The organism is Pectobacterium parvum (genome assembly GCF_020971565.1).
GTDB lineage: Bacteria > Pseudomonadota > Gammaproteobacteria > Enterobacterales > Enterobacteriaceae > Pectobacterium > Pectobacterium polare.
The window spans coordinates 154,623-170,644 of sequence record NZ_CP087392.1 but is presented as its reverse complement, the minus strand read 5'-3'; the positions used below and the strand labels follow the sequence as shown (position 1 = coordinate 170,644).

Here is a 16,022-nt window from a genome sequence, read left to right as displayed (position 1 = left end):
ATTTCGGTACATCACATCATGGGACTAACGGATTAATTATGCGTCAAACCGCGGCATTGGCTGAAAGAATTTCTCGTCTCAGTCATGCGCTAGAGCACGGACTCTACGAAAGACAGCACGCCATTCGTCTCTGTCTACTGGCAGCGCTAAGCGGGGAAAGTGTTTTTCTTCTGGGGCCGCCGGGTATAGCCAAAAGTATGATCGCACGACGTCTTAAATTCGCTTTTCGTCATGCGAATGCGTTCGAGTACCTGATGACCCGCTTTTCCACCCCGGAAGAGGTATTCGGTCCCCTTTCTATTCAGGCATTAAAAGACGAAGGCCGCTATCAGCGTCTGACCGCGGGTTACCTGCCAGAAGCCGAAATCGTGTTTCTGGATGAGATCTGGAAAGCGGGCCCCGCCATTTTGAATACCCTGCTGACGGCCATTAACGAGCGGCGTTTCCGTAATGGCAACAGCGAAGACACCATTCCGATGCGCCTGCTGGTCGCCGCGTCGAATGAACTACCGGAAGCTGATGGCGGTCTGGAAGCGCTCTATGACCGAATGCTCATCCGTCTGTGGCTCGATCGCGTGCAGGAAAAACAGAATTTCCGTGCACTGCTCGTGAATAACAGCAGCGAACGCGATAACCCCGTCCCGCCCGCTCTCAGCGTCAGCGATGAAGAGTACCAACAGTGGCAGAAGGATATTGAGCATATCGCATTGCCGGAGTTCGGTTTCGAGCTGATTTACACGCTGCGCCAACAGCTCGATGCGTTGGAACAGGCCCCTTACATTTCCGATCGACGCTGGAAAAAAGCCCTGCGCTTGCTTCAAGCCAGCGCATTTTTCTGCGGACGGGATGCCATAACACCGGTTGATATCATTCTGCTGAAAGACTGTCTCTGGCATGACCAAAGCACGTTGACGCTCATCGAACATCAGCTTGAGCTACTGATTACCGAGCACGCTTACCAGCAGAAAAGTCTGCTGTTCCGGCTGCAACAGGCGAATACCCGACGTCAGCAATACCAGCGTGAACAAAGCGAATTACAGGCATTCTCGGTGGAGAAACAGGGGCACTTCCTCGGACGGAAATTCCATTACACCTTGCCTGATGCGATCGCCGCTGAAACGCTGGATCTGGTGCTACAACGCCCGCTGATCCTGCACGATATTGAAGTTAACCACCTGATCATTGAGAAGAATACTTTGCAAGGCTGGCTACAAAAAGGGGGAGAAATCCGGGGCAAGCTCAACGGCATCGGTTTTACCCAACGTCTCGATCTGCTGGTGGACGATCGCCAACATCTGGCTATTCGTGATATCAGCCTGCAATCCTCCATTCTTTCTCTGCCGGAAAAACGCGACTGTGCGCTTCCTGCCGACATTATCGATGAATACGAAAAGCTGAACATGCAACTGCGCGAACAGCGCCGCTTATTCAGCCAGCATCAGCCTTGCCTGTTCGTACCCAGTGAGTGGCTGGCCAAAATAGAAGCCAGCCTGCAACAGGTCGCCGAGCAGATCCAGCAATCAGAGCAACAGGACTAACGCCGATGATCACGCTGGAATCACTGGAGATGCTGCTGTCTATCGATGAAAACGAGCTACTGGACGATCTTGTCGTCACACTGCTGGCAACGCCCCAGCTCGCTTTCTTCTTTGAAAAGTATCCCAGCCTGAAGTCCGCGTTACTCAACGATCTCCCCCACTGGAAAGAAACCTTAAAACAGCGCCTGCATGCCACACAGGTACCGCCGGAGCTGGAAAAAGAATTTAGCTGCTACCAGCGTTCGCAATCGATCGACAATCAGGCTTTTCAGACGCGCCTGCCTGCGATTATGGATATGCTGAACACCGTAGAATCCCCTTTTCTGACGCAGGCCTCACAGCTCATGGCCTCTCCAGAGAGAACCTTAGGGCAGAAGATCACGAGCGGGCTTCACGCGCTCTTTCTTCAGCGCTGGCGGCTAAGCCTCACTCTGCAAACTGTTACACTGCATCAGCAATTGATGGATCAAGAGCGGGAAATTCTGCTGGATGAACTGCAACAGCGGCTGACCCTCAGCGGCAAACTCGAACCTATTCTGGCTGAAAACGAAAATGCGGCCGGGCGACTCTGGGATCTCAGCGCCGCACAGCGTATTCACACCGATCCCCGTCCCTTACTGGATTTCGGGGCATTCCTGCAACGCCAGCCTGCATTACAAAAACTGGCGGAACGCCTGGGTCGCAGCCGAGAAACCAAATCCATCCTCACGCAGGAAGCGCCGAAAGAAGCCTTCCGGGTCAGAGTACGGGAACCTGCCACCGTGCCTGAGCAGGTGAGCGGCGTGCATCAGAGCGATGACATTTTGCGTTTGATGCCGACGGAGCTGGTCACGCTGGGCATTAGCGAGCTGGAATATGAATTCTATCGTCGCCTGCTGGAACATCGGCTGCTGACCTATCGCTTACAGGGGGAGAGCTGGCGCGAGAAAATCACCGAGCGCCCCGTGGTGCATCAGCAAAACGAACAGCAGCCGCGTGGCCCGTTTATCGTCTGCGTTGATACGTCAGGTTCCATGGGCGGCTTTAATGAGCGCTGTGCCAAAGCTTTCTGTCTGGCATTGATGCGCATCGCGCTCGCCGACAACCGCCGTTGCTACATCATGCTATTTTCTACCGGCGTGGTGAAATACGAGCTCACGTCTGCGGACGGATTAGAGCAGGCGATACGTTTTCTCAGCCAGTCCTTCCGCGGCGGCACGGATATGAGCGCCTGTCTGTCAGCATTGTTGGATAAGATGGATGACGCACTCTGGCATGATGCCGACGCGGTGGTGATTTCGGATTTTATCGCCCAGCGGTTGCCGGATGAGGTGGTAAATAAGGTGAAAAGCCGCCAGAAACAGCTACAGCATCGTTTCCATGCTGTAGCGATGTCCGATCATGGCAAACCCGGCATCATGCACATCTTTGACCATATCTGGCGCTTTGATACCGGGTTAAAAAGCCGCTTAATGCGCCGTTGGCAGCACGGCAAGGCTTATTAAAGCAGGCCGGAAACTGACTCACGCAGCGGCTGTGGCCACACGCCGCACTGAACCTGACCAATGTGCGGCAATTGCAGCAACAGCATGACCAGGCGAGACTGACCAATTCCCCCACCGATCGTTTGCGGCATTTCACCGCGCAGCAACGCCTGATGCCATTCCAGCTTCAGACGTTCTTCATCCTGCGTCAGCGCCAGCTGGCGTGTTAACGCTTCCGCATCGACACGGATTCCCATGGATGAAATCTCAAATGCATCGTTCAGAACCGGGTTCCACACGACGATATCGCCGTTCAAACCCGCCAGTTCCTGCTCGCCTGGCGTCGTCCAGTCATCATAATCCGGCGCACGCACATCGTGAGAGTGTCCGCTGGACAGCTTACCGCCAATCCCAATCAGGAAGACTGCACCCAATTCTTTAGCGATAGCGCGTTCACGCCCTTTGGCATCCCGATCGGGATAGCGCTGTAGCAACGTTTCGGTATGCACAAAGTGAATCTGTTCCGGCAGGAAAGGCTGAATGCCAAACGCCTGATGTACCGCAGCTTCCGTCGCTTTAATGCCCTGATAAATACGCGTCACCGTCGATTTCAGATACTCCGCATGACGCTCGCCATCCCCCAACACGCGCTCCCAGTCCCACTGATCGACATAGACCGAGTGGATAGGGCTCAGACGATCTTCGTCCGGGCGCAGTGCCTTCATGTGGGTATAGATACCTTCGCCGAAGCTAAAATCATACGCGCCCAGGGTTTTACGTTTCCATTTCGCCAGTGAGTGAACCACTTCAAATGTGGCATCTGGCAGGGCTTTAACCTTAACCTGCACCGCTTTTTCCGTACCGGACAAGTTATCCTGCGTACCGTCGCCGATACGGCTGAGAATCGGAGCCTGGACTTCAATCAATCCCAGAAGCTGCTCCAGCTGGCTGGAGAAGAAAGACTTAACGAAGCTGATTTGCTGTTGTTTTTCGATGTACTGCTTTTTCATTGCCGCGTCTCTTATTCATCGTATTTAGTTATTCATTAAGCAATAAAAACCACCAGTCATTCAATAATCTTATGGATAAATTGCACTTGTGCTTTTAATCCGTCATTTTATAGCGGTATAAAATCATTATTCGATAAAATAGGGGGCTCAAAGTGGCAGAAATTTATCAGATCGATAATCTCGATCGCGGCATTCTTTCCGCCTTAATGGAAAATGCACGCACGCCTTATGCCGAACTGGCAAAACAATTTTCCGTCAGTCCAGGCACGATCCACGTTCGGGTGGAAAAAATGAAGCAGGCAGGCATCATTGTCGGTACACGTCTGGATGTGAATCCAAAACAGCTGGGCTATGACGTATGCTGTTTTATCGGCATCATTCTGAAAAGTGCCAAAGATTATCCCTCTGCGCTAGAGAAGCTGAACAATCTGGAAGAAGTGGTCGAGGCCTACTACACCACTGGGCATTACAGCATCTTTATTAAGGTAATGTGTCGCTCGATCGAGGCACTGCAACATGTGCTTATCAACAAGATCCAAACAATTGATGAAATTCAGTCCACTGAAACGCTGATCTCCCTGCAAAACCCCATCATGCGGACGATCGCGCCGTAATGCTTTTTTCCTATACCCATATTATCCACAGGTAGATCCCAGCCAGATCACAGCGTACAATGTCCCGTCTTTTATCGGATGGGATCGCTATGGCAGACATTACCTTAATCAGTGGCAGTACCCTTGGCAGTGCCGAATATGTTGCAGAGCATTTGGCTGAACTGCTGGAGAAGGATGATTTTTCCACTGAAACTCTCCATGGCCCCACGCTTGATGCACTGCCTGAAAGCGGTGTATGGCTGGTGGTGACGTCTACACACGGTGCAGGGGAATTCCCTGACAATCTGAAAGCACTGTTTGAACAACTGGAACAGCAAAAGCCCGATCTTTCTCAGGTGAGTTTCGGTGCAGTGGGGATCGGTAGTAAAGAGTACGACACGTTCTGTGGCGCGATCCAAACAGCGGATCGTGTACTGGCTCAATTAGGGGCCAAACGGATCGGTGAAATCCTCGAGATCGACATCACCCAGCATCAAATTCCAGAAGATCCAGCAGAAGAATGGCTAGGATCGTGGGTTAATTTACTCAAATAAGATGAAATATTCGGCAGTTGAATGTGGATAACTATGCTTACTTCAGGTGTAAAAGCAGTAGTTATCCCAATAACAACCCGAGTATGTTTTTTGTCCTGTGCATAACTCCGCATTAAGATCCCAGCTTATACTGGCTAGGATCACCGATCATTCACAGGTAAGGATCATCCCCATTCTCTTGATCTTTAATATGAATAATCACTTATCCACACAACATGACGATCCTAATAAGAGATCTAATAAAGAGATCTTTAAATAAAAAGATCTTTCTTTAATTAACGAGGATCCAACGGACTTGGTCGTTGGCTCAAAGTTGAGTAGAATCCCCTCCCCAGGGCAAATAACGATCGTTCGCCACTCATCATTCGCAATAATGCGAGGAGCAGTACCATGTTTTATCCAGATCCATTTGACGTCATCGTGATCGGTGGCGGTCATGCCGGAACAGAAGCAGCAATGGCTTCTGCCCGAATGGGCCAACAGACGCTTTTGCTCACACACAATATCGACACGCTGGGACAAATGTCTTGCAACCCGGCGATCGGCGGTATTGGGAAAGGTCATCTGGTTAAAGAGATCGATGCCATGGGAGGCTTGATGGCGCGTGCCGTCGATCAGGCAGGTATACAGTTTAGGATACTAAACAGCAGTAAAGGCCCAGCCGTCAGAGCAACGCGCGCACAAGCGGATCGCGTGCTCTATCGTCAGGCTGTTCGCACCGCACTGGAGAATCAGCCAAACCTGACGATCTTCCAGCAGGCTGTTGACGATCTGATCGTGGAAAACGATCGCGTCGTCGGTGCCGTTACCCAGATGGGACTCAAATTCCGTGCAAAAGCCGTGGTGTTGACGGTAGGCACTTTCCTTGATGGCAAAATTCATATTGGGCTGGATAACTACAGCGGTGGGCGTGCAGGCGATCCGCCTTCCATTCCACTCGCGCGCCGCCTGCGTGAACTGCCTCTGCGCGTCAACCGCCTGAAAACCGGTACGCCGCCACGAATTGACGCCAGAACGATTGATTTTAGCGTGCTGGCTCAACAGCACGGTGACAACCCGATGCCAGTTTTCTCATTCCTGGGGAGTGCGAGCCAGCATCCGGCACAAATGCCGTGCTACATCACGCATACCAATGAGAAGACCCATGATGTGATCCGTAATAATCTGGATCGCAGCCCGATGTATGCCGGGATCATCGAAGGGATCGGACCACGCTATTGCCCATCGATCGAAGACAAAGTCATGCGCTTTGCCGATCGAAATACGCATCAGATCTTTCTTGAACCTGAAGGACTGACTAGCAACGAAATTTACCCTAATGGGATCTCAACCAGTTTGCCGTTTGACGTCCAGTGGCAGATTGTTCGCTCAATGGCTGGGATGGAAAATGCACGCATCGTTCGTCCTGGCTATGCGATTGAATACGATTTCTTCGATCCTCGCGATCTGAAACCTACGCTGGAAAACAAATTTGTTCATGGCCTGTTCTTCGCTGGACAGATCAACGGAACAACAGGTTATGAAGAAGCCGCCGCACAAGGCATGCTGGCAGGGCTAAATGCAGCTCGACTGGCTGCCGATAAGGAAGGCTGGTCTCCACGTCGCGATCAAGCTTATCTCGGCGTGTTGGTTGACGATCTCTGTACGTTGGGGACGAAAGAACCCTACCGGATGTTTACCTCACGCGCTGAATATCGTCTGATGCTGCGCGAAGATAACGCCGATCTGCGTTTGACTGAAATGGGTCGTGAGCTGGGAATGGTCGACGATCATCGCTGGGCACGTTTCAACGAGAAGCTCGAGAGTATTGAAAAAGAGCGTCAGCGCCTGCGCGACATTCACGTTCACCCACAATCTGAGCAGCTAGACCAAATCAATTCACTGCTGAAGACCCCGTTGTCCCGTGAAGCGAACGGTGAAGAGCTGCTTCGTCGCACGGAAGTGGATTACGTTCAGCTTACTGCGCTACCGCTGTTTGCCCCAGGATTAACCGACGAGCAGGCTGCCGAACAGGTTGAAATTCAGGTCAAATACGAAGGGTATATTGCTCGTCAGCAGGATGAAATTGAGAAACAGCAGCGCAATGAAAATGCACTGCTGCCTGCCGATCTGGATTACAAACAGGTGAGTGGATTGTCCAATGAGGTGATTGCCAAGCTGAATGATCATAAACCTTCGTCGATCGGTCAGGCTTCACGGATTTCTGGCATTACGCCTGCGGCGATCTCCATTCTGCTGATCTGGCTTAAAAAACAGGGTCTGCTGCGTCGCAGCGCCTGATTTAAAGTAAACTTATCCCCTAAATAGTCGGTTCTCCGGCTATTTTTATTATTAACCTCATATTTTTCATCGGGATCTTATTGTGCGCAACACACTCGATAATCTGCTAAACGCGGCTGGTATGGCGATTTCAGATAAGCAAAAAAACCTTCTGATACAGTATGTTGACATGCTGAATAAGTGGAACAAAGCTTATAACCTGACGTCGGTACGCGATCCGCAGCAAATGCTTGTCCGCCACATCATGGACAGTATCGTGGTTGAGCCACATTTACACGGGCAGCGTTTTATCGATGTAGGTACCGGGCCTGGGTTACCGGGAATTCCATTGGCGATTGTTCGCCCTGATTCGCATTTCACTTTGCTGGATAGCCTGGGTAAGCGTGTGCGCTTTCTGCGTCAGGTTCAGCATGAACTACAGCTTGAAAACATCACACCAGTGCAGAGTCGCGTTGAGGCGTTTCCAGCAGAGCCACCTTTTGATGGGGTGATCAGCCGAGCATTTGCCTCTTTGCAGGACATGATTAGCTGGTGCAGCCATCTTCCAGCCAGACCGACAGGTCGGTTTTATGCTCTAAAAGGTGTACTTCCAGAGGATGAATTGTCATCCTTGCCACAAGATGTCCTATTGGATCAGGTTGTTCGCTTATCCGTTCCCGATCTGGAAGGTGAACGCCATTTGGTCGTGCTTAAACCAAACTAATTTTGTTTTTTATCAAAAAAATTATAACTAAATATTGCATGTCAGGATGCTATCTCATCTATCGGTGGCATTGTTCCAAAACGCATCGCGATCACTGAAATTTTACATCTTCGTTTTTTCAGCGTTGTCCTTTTGCTTTCGCACTGAATAATAACGAGCGAAAATAAATCATCGGCATCAAAATTTAGTTATTTTTGTGTTAATTGAGTAAAAAAACGATATCAATAATGTCAATAGGTGGTTGAAACGTTGTTTATTGCGCTTTTGGGATAAGTTTTTTATTAAATTATTGAAATTAAATAAAATAAATACGTTTTATTGCTAAGGACAAAAAAAGATACATCCTGTTGTAAATATTCGTAAGCCCTTTTATGTGAGTCATATCACAGATTAGAGGCCTTTAGAAATTAATGACACCAGGCATGAGTCGTGAGGATTGTTAGTAAAAACGGGGCTTCAGAAAGAAATTTAAATAATTGTTCACCTTTTCGCTACTTATCGATTGAATTCGCAGGTGTGACCCGTATAATTTGCTCGTTTTTTGCCGCTTGACTCAGTGGTGTAAAGGCAGTTTTATACGTCATTCGGTATACCTCTGAAAAGGTACGGAGAGAGCAAACGTCATGCCTGTATCCCTTTACAGCGGAAAAGTAGCCTTAAGGCTGCTGTTGTTACAGTTAGTGACTTTTGCTTTGTTGAGTGCTGCTTTCAGCCTCAATAGCGTCAACGCTGCTGCTTCTGCATTAGGCGGAGGATTGGCAGCCTGGTTACCGAATGTGTTGTTTGTGTTGTTTGCCTTGCGTCATCAGTCACACAAGCCTGCTGATGGGCGTGTGGCCTGGTCATTCGCGATTGGCGAAGCGCTCAAGGTATTTATCACCATTGCGCTGTTAGTGGTGGCGTTAGGCGTGTTTAAAGCGGCATTCTTTCCGCTTGGCCTGACTTATTTATCGGTGCTGGTTATGCAGATCGTGGCACCGGCCGTAATTAATCGTTACCGTAATTAACAACAAAAGGGTAAGAGACATCATGGCTGCTGGAGAAATCTCTACTCCGCAAGAGTATATCGGTCACCACTTGCAGCATTTGCAGGTCGGGACGGGTTTTTGGTCGATCAACGTCGATTCGATGTTTTTCTCCATCGCTCTTGGGGTCCTCTTTCTGGTTATCTTTCACCGCGTAGCGAAACGTGCGACCAGCGGTGTGCCAGGTAAGCTGCAAACGGCTGTCGAACTGATTATCGGTTTCGTTGATGGCACCGTACGCGATATGTTCCATGGCAAAAGCAAACTGATTGCTCCTCTGGCACTGACCATTTTCGTCTGGGTTTTCCTGATGAACCTGATGGATCTGCTGCCTATCGATCTGTTGCCGCAAGCTTGGGCGGGCATCTATAGCCTGTTGGGATACGATCCGGCGCATGCTTATCTGCGTGCTGTGCCGACAGCTGACGTGAACATCACGCTGTCGATGGCGCTTGGGGTGTTTGTTCTGGTTCTGTTCTACAGCATCAAAATGAAGGGGCTCGGTGGTTTTGTTAAAGAACTGACCATGCAGCCGTTCAACCATCCAGTATTTATTCCTATCAACCTGATTCTTGAAGGTGTCAGCCTGCTGTCCAAACCTATTTCTTTAGGCTTGCGACTGTTTGGCAATATGTATGCGGGTGAGTTGATCTTCATCCTGATTGCCGGTCTGTTGCCGTGGTGGTCACAATGGCTGTTAAATGTGCCTTGGGCTATTTTCCACATTTTGATTATTACGCTTCAGGCTTTTATTTTCATGGTTCTGACGGTTGTTTATCTCTCGATGGCATCTGAAGAGCATTGATTTTCTTTCAACAAATAACGTTTTTAACTGAAACAAACTGGAGACTGTCATGGAAAACCTGAGTGTGGATCTGCTGTACATGGCTGCCGCGTTAATGATGGGTTTGGCGGCAATCGGTGCTGCGATCGGTATCGGCATTCTGGGTGGTAAATTCTTGGAAGGTGCTGCTCGTCAGCCTGACCTGATTCCTTTACTGCGTACACAGTTCTTTATCGTCATGGGTCTGGTTGACGCCATCCCGATGATCGCTGTTGGTCTGGGGCTGTATGTGATGTTTGCGGTGGCCTAAGCAGAATGTTTTCTGCTGAGGTTAAAACATCAACTTATTTAACTTTGAAAGAGGCATTGTGCTGTGAATATTAATGCAACAATCCTCGGCCAGGCCATTGCGTTCGTCCTGTTTGTCTGGTTCTGCATGAAGTATGTATGGCCGCCGATGATGGCAGCCATCGAGAAACGTCAGAAAGAAATTGCTGACGGTCTGGCTTCTGCTGAACGTGCCAAAAAAGATTTGAACTTGGCTCAGGCCAATGCGACAGATCAACTGAAGAAAGCCAAAGCGGATGCTCAGGTTATCATCGAGCAGGCGAACAAACGCCGTGCTCAGATCCTGGATGAGGCGAAAGCTGAAGCGGAAGCTGAACGTAACAAGATTGTGGCGCAGGCGCAGGCTGAAATCGAAGCCGAACGTAAACGTGCTCGTGAAGAGCTGCGTAAGCAAGTTGCCGTATTGGCGATTGCCGGTGCCGAGAAAATTATTGAACGTTCCGTGGATGAAGCTGCTAACAGCGACATCGTTGATAAACTGGTCGCTGAACTGTAAGGAGGGAGGGGCTGATGTCTGAATTTGTCACGGTAGCTCGCCCCTACGCCAAAGCAGCTTTTGACTTTGCGGTTGAGAATCAGGCCTTGGATCGCTGGCAGAACATGCTGGCGTTTTCGGCCGAAGTGGCGCGCAATGAGCAAATTGCCGAGCTGCTTTCCGGTGCGGTTGCACCGATTGAGCTGGCGAAAACATTTATTGCCGTTTGTGGTGATCAACTTGATGAAGCCGGTCAGAACCTGATTAAGGTGATGGCCGAAAACGGACGTTTACCAGTGCTTCCTGAAGTACTGGAACAATTTATTCAACTGCGGGCAACTCTGGAATCGACGGTTGACGTCGATGTGATTTCTGCCAGCACGTTGAGTGAGGAGCAGCAATCAAAGATCGCTGCCGCTATGGAAAAACGTCTGTCACGCAAAGTGAAGCTGAATTGCAAAATTGATAAGTCTGTCATGGCCGGCGTGGTTATCCGCGCGGGCGATATGGTGATAGATGGCAGCATTCGCGGTCGTCTGGAACGTCTGGCAGACGTCTTGCAGTCTTAAGGGGACTGGAGCATGCAACTGAATTCCACCGAAATCAGCGAACTGATCAAGCAGCGCATTGCTCAGTTCAATGTGGTGAGCGAAGCTCACAATGAAGGTACTATTGTTTCCGTCAGCGACGGAATCATCCGCGTCCACGGTCTGGCAGACGTGATGCAGGGAGAGATGATCTCTCTGCCGGGTAACCGTTATGCGATCGCACTGAACCTGGAGCGCGACTCCGTTGGTGCGGTAGTTAGGGGTCCGTATGCGGATCTGGCTGAAGGCATGAAAGTAAAATGCACCGGCCGTATTCTTGAAGTTCCAGTTGGCCGCGGCCTGCTGGGTCGTGTGGTCAACACACTGGGCGCACCGATTGACGGTAAAGGCGCACTGGATCACGACGGTTTCTCTGCGGTTGAAGCGATTGCGCCTGGCGTTATCGAACGTCAGTCCGTTGATGAGCCGGTACAAACGGGCTATAAGTCTGTTGATGCCATGATTCCAATTGGTCGTGGTCAGCGTGAGCTGATTATCGGTGACCGTCAGACGGGTAAAACCGCACTGGCCATCGACGCCATCATTAACCAGCGTGATTCCGGCATCAAATGTGTGTACGTCGCTATCGGCCAGAAAGCCTCCACGATTTCTAACGTGGTGCGTAAACTGGAAGAGCACGGCGCACTGGAAAACACCATTGTTGTTGTTGCTACCGCGTCTGAGTCTGCTGCTCTGCAATATCTGGCACCGTATGCTGGCTGTGCGATGGTCGAATACTTCCGTGACCGCGGTGAAGATGCGCTGATTATTTATGATGACCTGTCTAAACAGGCCGTTGCTTATCGTCAGATTTCTCTGCTGCTTCGTCGTCCGCCAGGTCGTGAAGCTTATCCTGGTGACGTTTTCTATCTCCACTCCCGTTTGCTGGAGCGTGCATCGCGCGTTAACGCCGATTACGTTGAAGCATTCACCAAGGGTGAAGTGAAAGGGAAAACCGGTTCGTTGACTGCTCTGCCGATCATCGAAACGCAAGCGGGTGACGTTTCTGCGTTCGTTCCGACCAACGTAATTTCTATTACCGATGGTCAGATCTTCCTGGAATCCAACCTGTTTAACGCCGGTATTCGTCCTGCAGTTAACCCAGGGATCTCCGTATCCCGTGTGGGTGGTGCAGCACAGACCAAGATCATGAAGAAACTGTCCGGTGGTATTCGTACCGCTCTGGCACAGTACCGTGAACTGGCAGCATTCTCTCAGTTCGCTTCCGATCTTGATGATGCAACCCGTAAGCAGTTGAGCCACGGTCAGAAAGTGACCGAGCTGCTGAAACAGAAACAGTATGCGCCGATGTCTGTCGCACAGCAGTCTCTGGTTCTGTTTGCGGCAGAACGTGGTTATCTGGAAGATGTTGAGCTGTCGAAAGTCGGTAGCTTTGAAGCGGCACTGTTGGCTTATGCTGACCGTGAGCATGGCGAACTTCTGCAACAAATCGACCAGACTGGCGCTTATAACGATGAGATCGAGGGCAAGTTTAAAGGCATCCTCGATACTTTTAAGGCAACCCAGTCCTGGTAACGCCCGGTGGCCTGCTGTAAAGCAGGCCGCAAGGCTTTGAGGAGAAGCAAAGATGGCCGGCGCAAAAGAGATACGTAGTAAGATCGCAAGCGTCCAAAATACGCAGAAGATCACCAAAGCAATGGAAATGGTCGCCGCTTCCAAAATGCGTAAATCGCAGGATCGTATGGCGGCCAGCCGTCCTTATGCGGAAACCATACGCAATGTGATTGGTCACCTTGCGTTAGGAAATCTGGAATATAAACACCCGTACCTGGAAGAACGCGACGTTAAGCGCGTTGGGTATTTGGTGGTGTCTACTGACCGTGGCCTGTGCGGTGGTTTGAACATTAACCTGTTCAAGAAACTGCTGGCTGATATGAAATCCTGGAGCGACAAAGGCGTTGAAACTGATTTAGCGCTGGTTGGTTCCAAGGCTGTTTCTTTCTTCGGTTCGGTAGGCGGAAACATTGTTGCTCAGGTTACCGGTATGGGGGATAACCCTTCCGTATCAGAATTGATCGGCCCGGTTAAAGTTATGCTGCAAGCCTATGACGAAGGTCGTCTGGACAAGCTGTATATCGTCAGCAACAAGTTTATTAATACCATGTCTCAGGAACCGCTTGTTGTTCAAGTGTTACCGTTACCGCCTTCGGATGACGGTGAGTTGAAGAAGAAAGCCTGGGATTACCTGTATGAACCCGATCCTAAGTCGCTGCTGGATACCCTGCTGCGCCGTTATGTAGAATCTCAGGTTTATCAGGGCGTCGTAGAAAATCTGGCTAGTGAGCAGGCCGCGCGAATGGTTGCGATGAAAGCCGCGACCGATAACGGCGGTAGCCTGATCAAAGAGCTTCAGTTGGTATACAACAAGGCTCGTCAGGCCAGCATCACCCAGGAACTCACCGAAATCGTCGGGGGAGCCTCCGCGGTTTAAGCAGGTTTACGAATTACGTATTGTCGAATTACGTAGAGGATTCAAGATGGCTACTGGAAAGATTATCCAGGTAATCGGCGCCGTGGTGGACGTCGAGTTCCCGCAAGATGCCGTACCGAAAGTGTACGATGCGCTTGAGGTAGAGAACGGCGCTGAAAAACTGGTGCTGGAAGTGCAGCAGCAGTTGGGCGGCGGCATTGTTCGTTGTATCGCAATGGGTTCTTCTGACGGCCTGCGTCGCGGGTTGAACGTGAATAACCTGGACCACCCGATCGAAGTACCGGTAGGTAAAGCAACGTTGGGTCGTATCATGAACGTATTGGGTGACCCAATCGACATGAAAGGCGACATCGGCGAAGAAGAGCGTTGGGCTATCCACCGTTCAGCTCCGAGCTATGAAGAGCTGTCAAACTCACAGGAACTGCTGGAAACGGGCATCAAGGTTATCGACCTCATGTGTCCGTTTGCGAAGGGCGGTAAAGTGGGTCTGTTCGGTGGTGCGGGCGTAGGTAAAACCGTAAACATGATGGAGCTGATCCGTAACATTGCGATCGAGCACTCCGGTTACTCTGTGTTTGCTGGCGTAGGTGAGCGTACCCGTGAAGGTAACGACTTCTACCACGAAATGACCGACTCCAACGTAATCGATAAAGTATCACTGGTGTATGGCCAGATGAATGAGCCGCCGGGTAACCGTCTGCGCGTAGCATTGACCGGTCTGACCATGGCGGAAAAATTCCGTGATGAAGGCCGTGACGTACTGCTGTTCGTCGATAACATCTACCGTTATACCCTAGCCGGTACGGAAGTATCCGCACTGCTGGGTCGTATGCCTTCTGCGGTAGGTTATCAGCCGACGCTGGCGGAAGAGATGGGCGTTCTGCAAGAACGTATCACCTCAACCAAAACCGGTTCTATCACCTCCGTTCAGGCCGTTTACGTTCCTGCGGATGACTTGACTGACCCATCGCCAGCCACCACCTTTGCTCACTTGGATGCAACCGTGGTACTGAGCCGTCAGATCGCTTCTCTGGGTATCTACCCGGCCGTTGACCCGTTGGATTCCACCAGCCGTCAGTTGGATCCGCTGGTTGTTGGTCAGGAACACTATGATGTTGCCCGTGGCGTGCAGTCTATTCTGCAACGTTATCAGGAATTGAAAGACATCATTGCGATTCTGGGTATGGACGAGTTGTCTGAAGAAGACAAATTGGTGGTATCCCGTGCGCGTAAGATTCAGCGCTTCCTGTCTCAGCCGTTCTTCGTAGCGGAAGTATTTACCGGTTCTCCGGGCAAATACGTTTCTCTGAAAGACACCATCCGTGGCTTTAAAGGGATTATGGAAGGCGAATACGACCACCTGCCAGAGCAGGCGTTCTACATGGTTGGTTCCATTGATGAAGTCGTGGAAAAAGCCAAGAAACTGTAACGCCTTGTAGGAGGGTGACATGGCTATGACTTACCATCTGGATGTCGTGAGTGCGGAACAGCAAATGTTCTCCGGTCTGGTGCAGAAGATCCAGGTCACGGGGAGCGAAGGCGAACTGGGTATTTATCCGGGACATGCCCCTCTGCTCACTGCCATTAAGCCGGGTATGATTCGTATCGTTAAGCAGCACGGTGAGGAAGAGTATATCTATCTTTCTGGCGGTGTCCTTGAGGTGCAACCGAATATGGTCACCGTGCTTTCCGATACCGCTATTCGTGGGCAGGATCTGGATGAAGCTCGAGCGCTGGAAGCGAAACGTAAAGCCGAAGATCATATCCGCAATTCGCATGGTGATGTGGATTATGCTCAGGCTTCTGCAGAGCTGACTAAAGCGATTGCGAAGCTGCGTGTTATCGAGCTGACCAGAAAAGCGATGTAACAGATAAGCTTGCAATAAAAAAGGCCAGTCAGTTTACACTGACTGGCCTTTTTTCAATGCGAACGAATAACCACGTCATGTGGACGTGGTTATTCGTAGGTTTTTGTCTTTTGATTTAAATTTAACAGGGTTGATGTAGAGGCTATAATGTCAATTTTTACCTCTCTTTCCGTCGTAACAGCAGCGCTAACATTTTAAGTAATGTTAAACGGGGCAGATCCTGCAATTTATCAATACAGATAAAATATCGACATAAACAGAAAGAGGCTTATTCTTCATCATATTTGCAACTGAGCCTTTTATTTCGCTACAAAAAATCGTTTTTTTATATAGGCGATATTA

At 50.2% G+C, this 16,022-nt stretch carries 16 protein-coding genes; 15 read left to right on the top strand and 1 reads right to left on the bottom strand.

What is annotated here, in order from left to right; all coding sequences use genetic code 11:
- The first annotated feature begins 38 nt into the window (after positions 1 to 38).
- A complete protein-coding gene (gene ravA, locus LOZ86_RS00725) occupies positions 39 to 1,538 on the top strand; it encodes an ATPase RavA (protein WP_230242766.1) in 1,500 nt (499 codons plus the stop codon).
- 5 nt (positions 1,539 to 1,543) lie between these two features.
- On the top strand, positions 1,544 to 3,022 hold the full coding sequence (gene viaA, locus LOZ86_RS00720; protein ID WP_230242765.1) for an ATPase RavA stimulator ViaA: 1,479 nt from the start codon (positions 1,544 to 1,546) through the stop codon (positions 3,020 to 3,022).
- On the opposite strand, the gene asnA is transcribed toward viaA, so the two are convergent.
- On the bottom strand, positions 3,019 to 4,011 hold the full coding sequence (gene asnA, locus LOZ86_RS00715) for an aspartate--ammonia ligase (protein ID WP_230242764.1): 993 nt from the start codon (positions 4,009 to 4,011) through the stop codon (positions 3,019 to 3,021). The two genes, viaA and asnA, sit on opposite strands and share 4 nt — an antisense overlap.
- A gap of 152 nt (positions 4,012 to 4,163) precedes the next feature.
- Here asnA and asnC point away from each other — a divergent pair, with 152 nt between their 5' ends.
- The 13 genes from asnC (at position 4,164) to LOZ86_RS00650 (ending at position 15,680) form a co-directional block, all read left to right on the top strand.
- Positions 4,164 to 4,625, top strand: coding sequence for a transcriptional regulator AsnC (gene asnC / locus LOZ86_RS00710; protein WP_010300103.1), 462 nt, complete (start codon positions 4,164 to 4,166; stop codon positions 4,623 to 4,625).
- Between the two features lie 89 nt (positions 4,626 to 4,714).
- Positions 4,715 to 5,158: an FMN-binding protein MioC gene (gene mioC / locus LOZ86_RS00705; RefSeq protein WP_039275940.1), complete on the top strand. Its 444-nt coding sequence runs from the start codon at positions 4,715 to 4,717 to the stop codon at positions 5,156 to 5,158.
- 390 nt (positions 5,159 to 5,548) lie between these two features.
- On the top strand, positions 5,549 to 7,438 hold the full coding sequence (mnmG, locus tag LOZ86_RS00700; protein ID WP_039487781.1) for a tRNA uridine-5-carboxymethylaminomethyl(34) synthesis enzyme MnmG: 1,890 nt from the start codon (positions 5,549 to 5,551) through the stop codon (positions 7,436 to 7,438).
- An 82-nt stretch (positions 7,439 to 7,520) separates the two neighbouring features.
- Entirely contained in the window at positions 7,521 to 8,141 is a 621-nt protein-coding gene (gene rsmG / locus LOZ86_RS00695) for a 16S rRNA (guanine(527)-N(7))-methyltransferase RsmG (RefSeq protein WP_039487783.1), read from the top strand.
- Between the two features lie 623 nt (positions 8,142 to 8,764).
- A complete protein-coding gene (gene atpI / locus LOZ86_RS00690; protein WP_039487785.1) occupies positions 8,765 to 9,148 on the top strand; it encodes a F0F1 ATP synthase subunit I in 384 nt (127 codons plus the stop codon).
- A gap of 22 nt (positions 9,149 to 9,170) precedes the next feature.
- Positions 9,171 to 9,971, top strand: coding sequence for a F0F1 ATP synthase subunit A (gene atpB, locus LOZ86_RS00685; RefSeq protein WP_039487786.1), 801 nt, complete (start codon positions 9,171 to 9,173; stop codon positions 9,969 to 9,971).
- Between the two features lie 49 nt (positions 9,972 to 10,020).
- A complete protein-coding gene (atpE, locus tag LOZ86_RS00680) occupies positions 10,021 to 10,260 on the top strand; it encodes a F0F1 ATP synthase subunit C (protein ID WP_005976545.1) in 240 nt (79 codons plus the stop codon).
- Between the two features lie 63 nt (positions 10,261 to 10,323).
- A complete protein-coding gene (atpF, locus tag LOZ86_RS00675; RefSeq protein ID WP_010681466.1) occupies positions 10,324 to 10,794 on the top strand; it encodes a F0F1 ATP synthase subunit B in 471 nt (156 codons plus the stop codon).
- Between the two features lie 14 nt (positions 10,795 to 10,808).
- A complete protein-coding gene (atpH, locus tag LOZ86_RS00670; RefSeq protein ID WP_039487787.1) occupies positions 10,809 to 11,342 on the top strand; it encodes a F0F1 ATP synthase subunit delta in 534 nt (177 codons plus the stop codon).
- Between the two features lie 12 nt (positions 11,343 to 11,354).
- Positions 11,355 to 12,896: a F0F1 ATP synthase subunit alpha gene (gene atpA, locus LOZ86_RS00665; protein WP_230242763.1), complete on the top strand. Its 1,542-nt coding sequence runs from the start codon at positions 11,355 to 11,357 to the stop codon at positions 12,894 to 12,896.
- A 52-nt stretch (positions 12,897 to 12,948) separates the two neighbouring features.
- On the top strand, positions 12,949 to 13,812 hold the full coding sequence (atpG, locus tag LOZ86_RS00660) for a F0F1 ATP synthase subunit gamma (protein WP_039487788.1): 864 nt from the start codon (positions 12,949 to 12,951) through the stop codon (positions 13,810 to 13,812).
- Positions 13,813 to 13,858: 46 nt separating this feature from the next.
- Positions 13,859 to 15,241 (top strand): F0F1 ATP synthase subunit beta, encoded by a 1,383-nt coding sequence (gene atpD / locus LOZ86_RS00655; protein ID WP_010681463.1) that lies wholly within the window; start codon positions 13,859 to 13,861, stop codon positions 15,239 to 15,241.
- A 19-nt stretch (positions 15,242 to 15,260) separates the two neighbouring features.
- A complete protein-coding gene (locus tag LOZ86_RS00650; protein WP_005976558.1) occupies positions 15,261 to 15,680 on the top strand; it encodes a F0F1 ATP synthase subunit epsilon in 420 nt (139 codons plus the stop codon).
- The last annotated feature ends 342 nt before the right edge of the window (positions 15,681 to 16,022 follow it).

Coding starts and splice junctions, on each gene's coding strand:
- ravA (WP_230242766.1), top strand. CDS start 39: ATGCGTCAAACCGCGGCATTGGCTGAAAGAATTTCTCGTCTCAGTCAT.
- viaA (WP_230242765.1), top strand. CDS start 1,544: ATGATCACGCTGGAATCACTGGAGATGCTGCTGTCTATCGATGAAAAC.
- asnA (WP_230242764.1), bottom strand. CDS start 4,011: ATGAAAAAGCAGTACATCGAAAAACAACAGCAAATCAGCTTCGTTAAG.
- mioC (WP_039275940.1), top strand. CDS start 4,715: ATGGCAGACATTACCTTAATCAGTGGCAGTACCCTTGGCAGTGCCGAA.
- mnmG (WP_039487781.1), top strand. CDS start 5,549: ATGTTTTATCCAGATCCATTTGACGTCATCGTGATCGGTGGCGGTCAT.
- atpI (WP_039487785.1), top strand. CDS start 8,765: ATGCCTGTATCCCTTTACAGCGGAAAAGTAGCCTTAAGGCTGCTGTTG.
- atpB (WP_039487786.1), top strand. CDS start 9,171: ATGGCTGCTGGAGAAATCTCTACTCCGCAAGAGTATATCGGTCACCAC.
- atpE (WP_005976545.1), top strand. CDS start 10,021: ATGGAAAACCTGAGTGTGGATCTGCTGTACATGGCTGCCGCGTTAATG.
- atpH (WP_039487787.1), top strand. CDS start 10,809: ATGTCTGAATTTGTCACGGTAGCTCGCCCCTACGCCAAAGCAGCTTTT.
- atpA (WP_230242763.1), top strand. CDS start 11,355: ATGCAACTGAATTCCACCGAAATCAGCGAACTGATCAAGCAGCGCATT.
- atpG (WP_039487788.1), top strand. CDS start 12,949: ATGGCCGGCGCAAAAGAGATACGTAGTAAGATCGCAAGCGTCCAAAAT.
- atpD (WP_010681463.1), top strand. CDS start 13,859: ATGGCTACTGGAAAGATTATCCAGGTAATCGGCGCCGTGGTGGACGTC.
- LOZ86_RS00650 (WP_005976558.1), top strand. CDS start 15,261: ATGGCTATGACTTACCATCTGGATGTCGTGAGTGCGGAACAGCAAATG.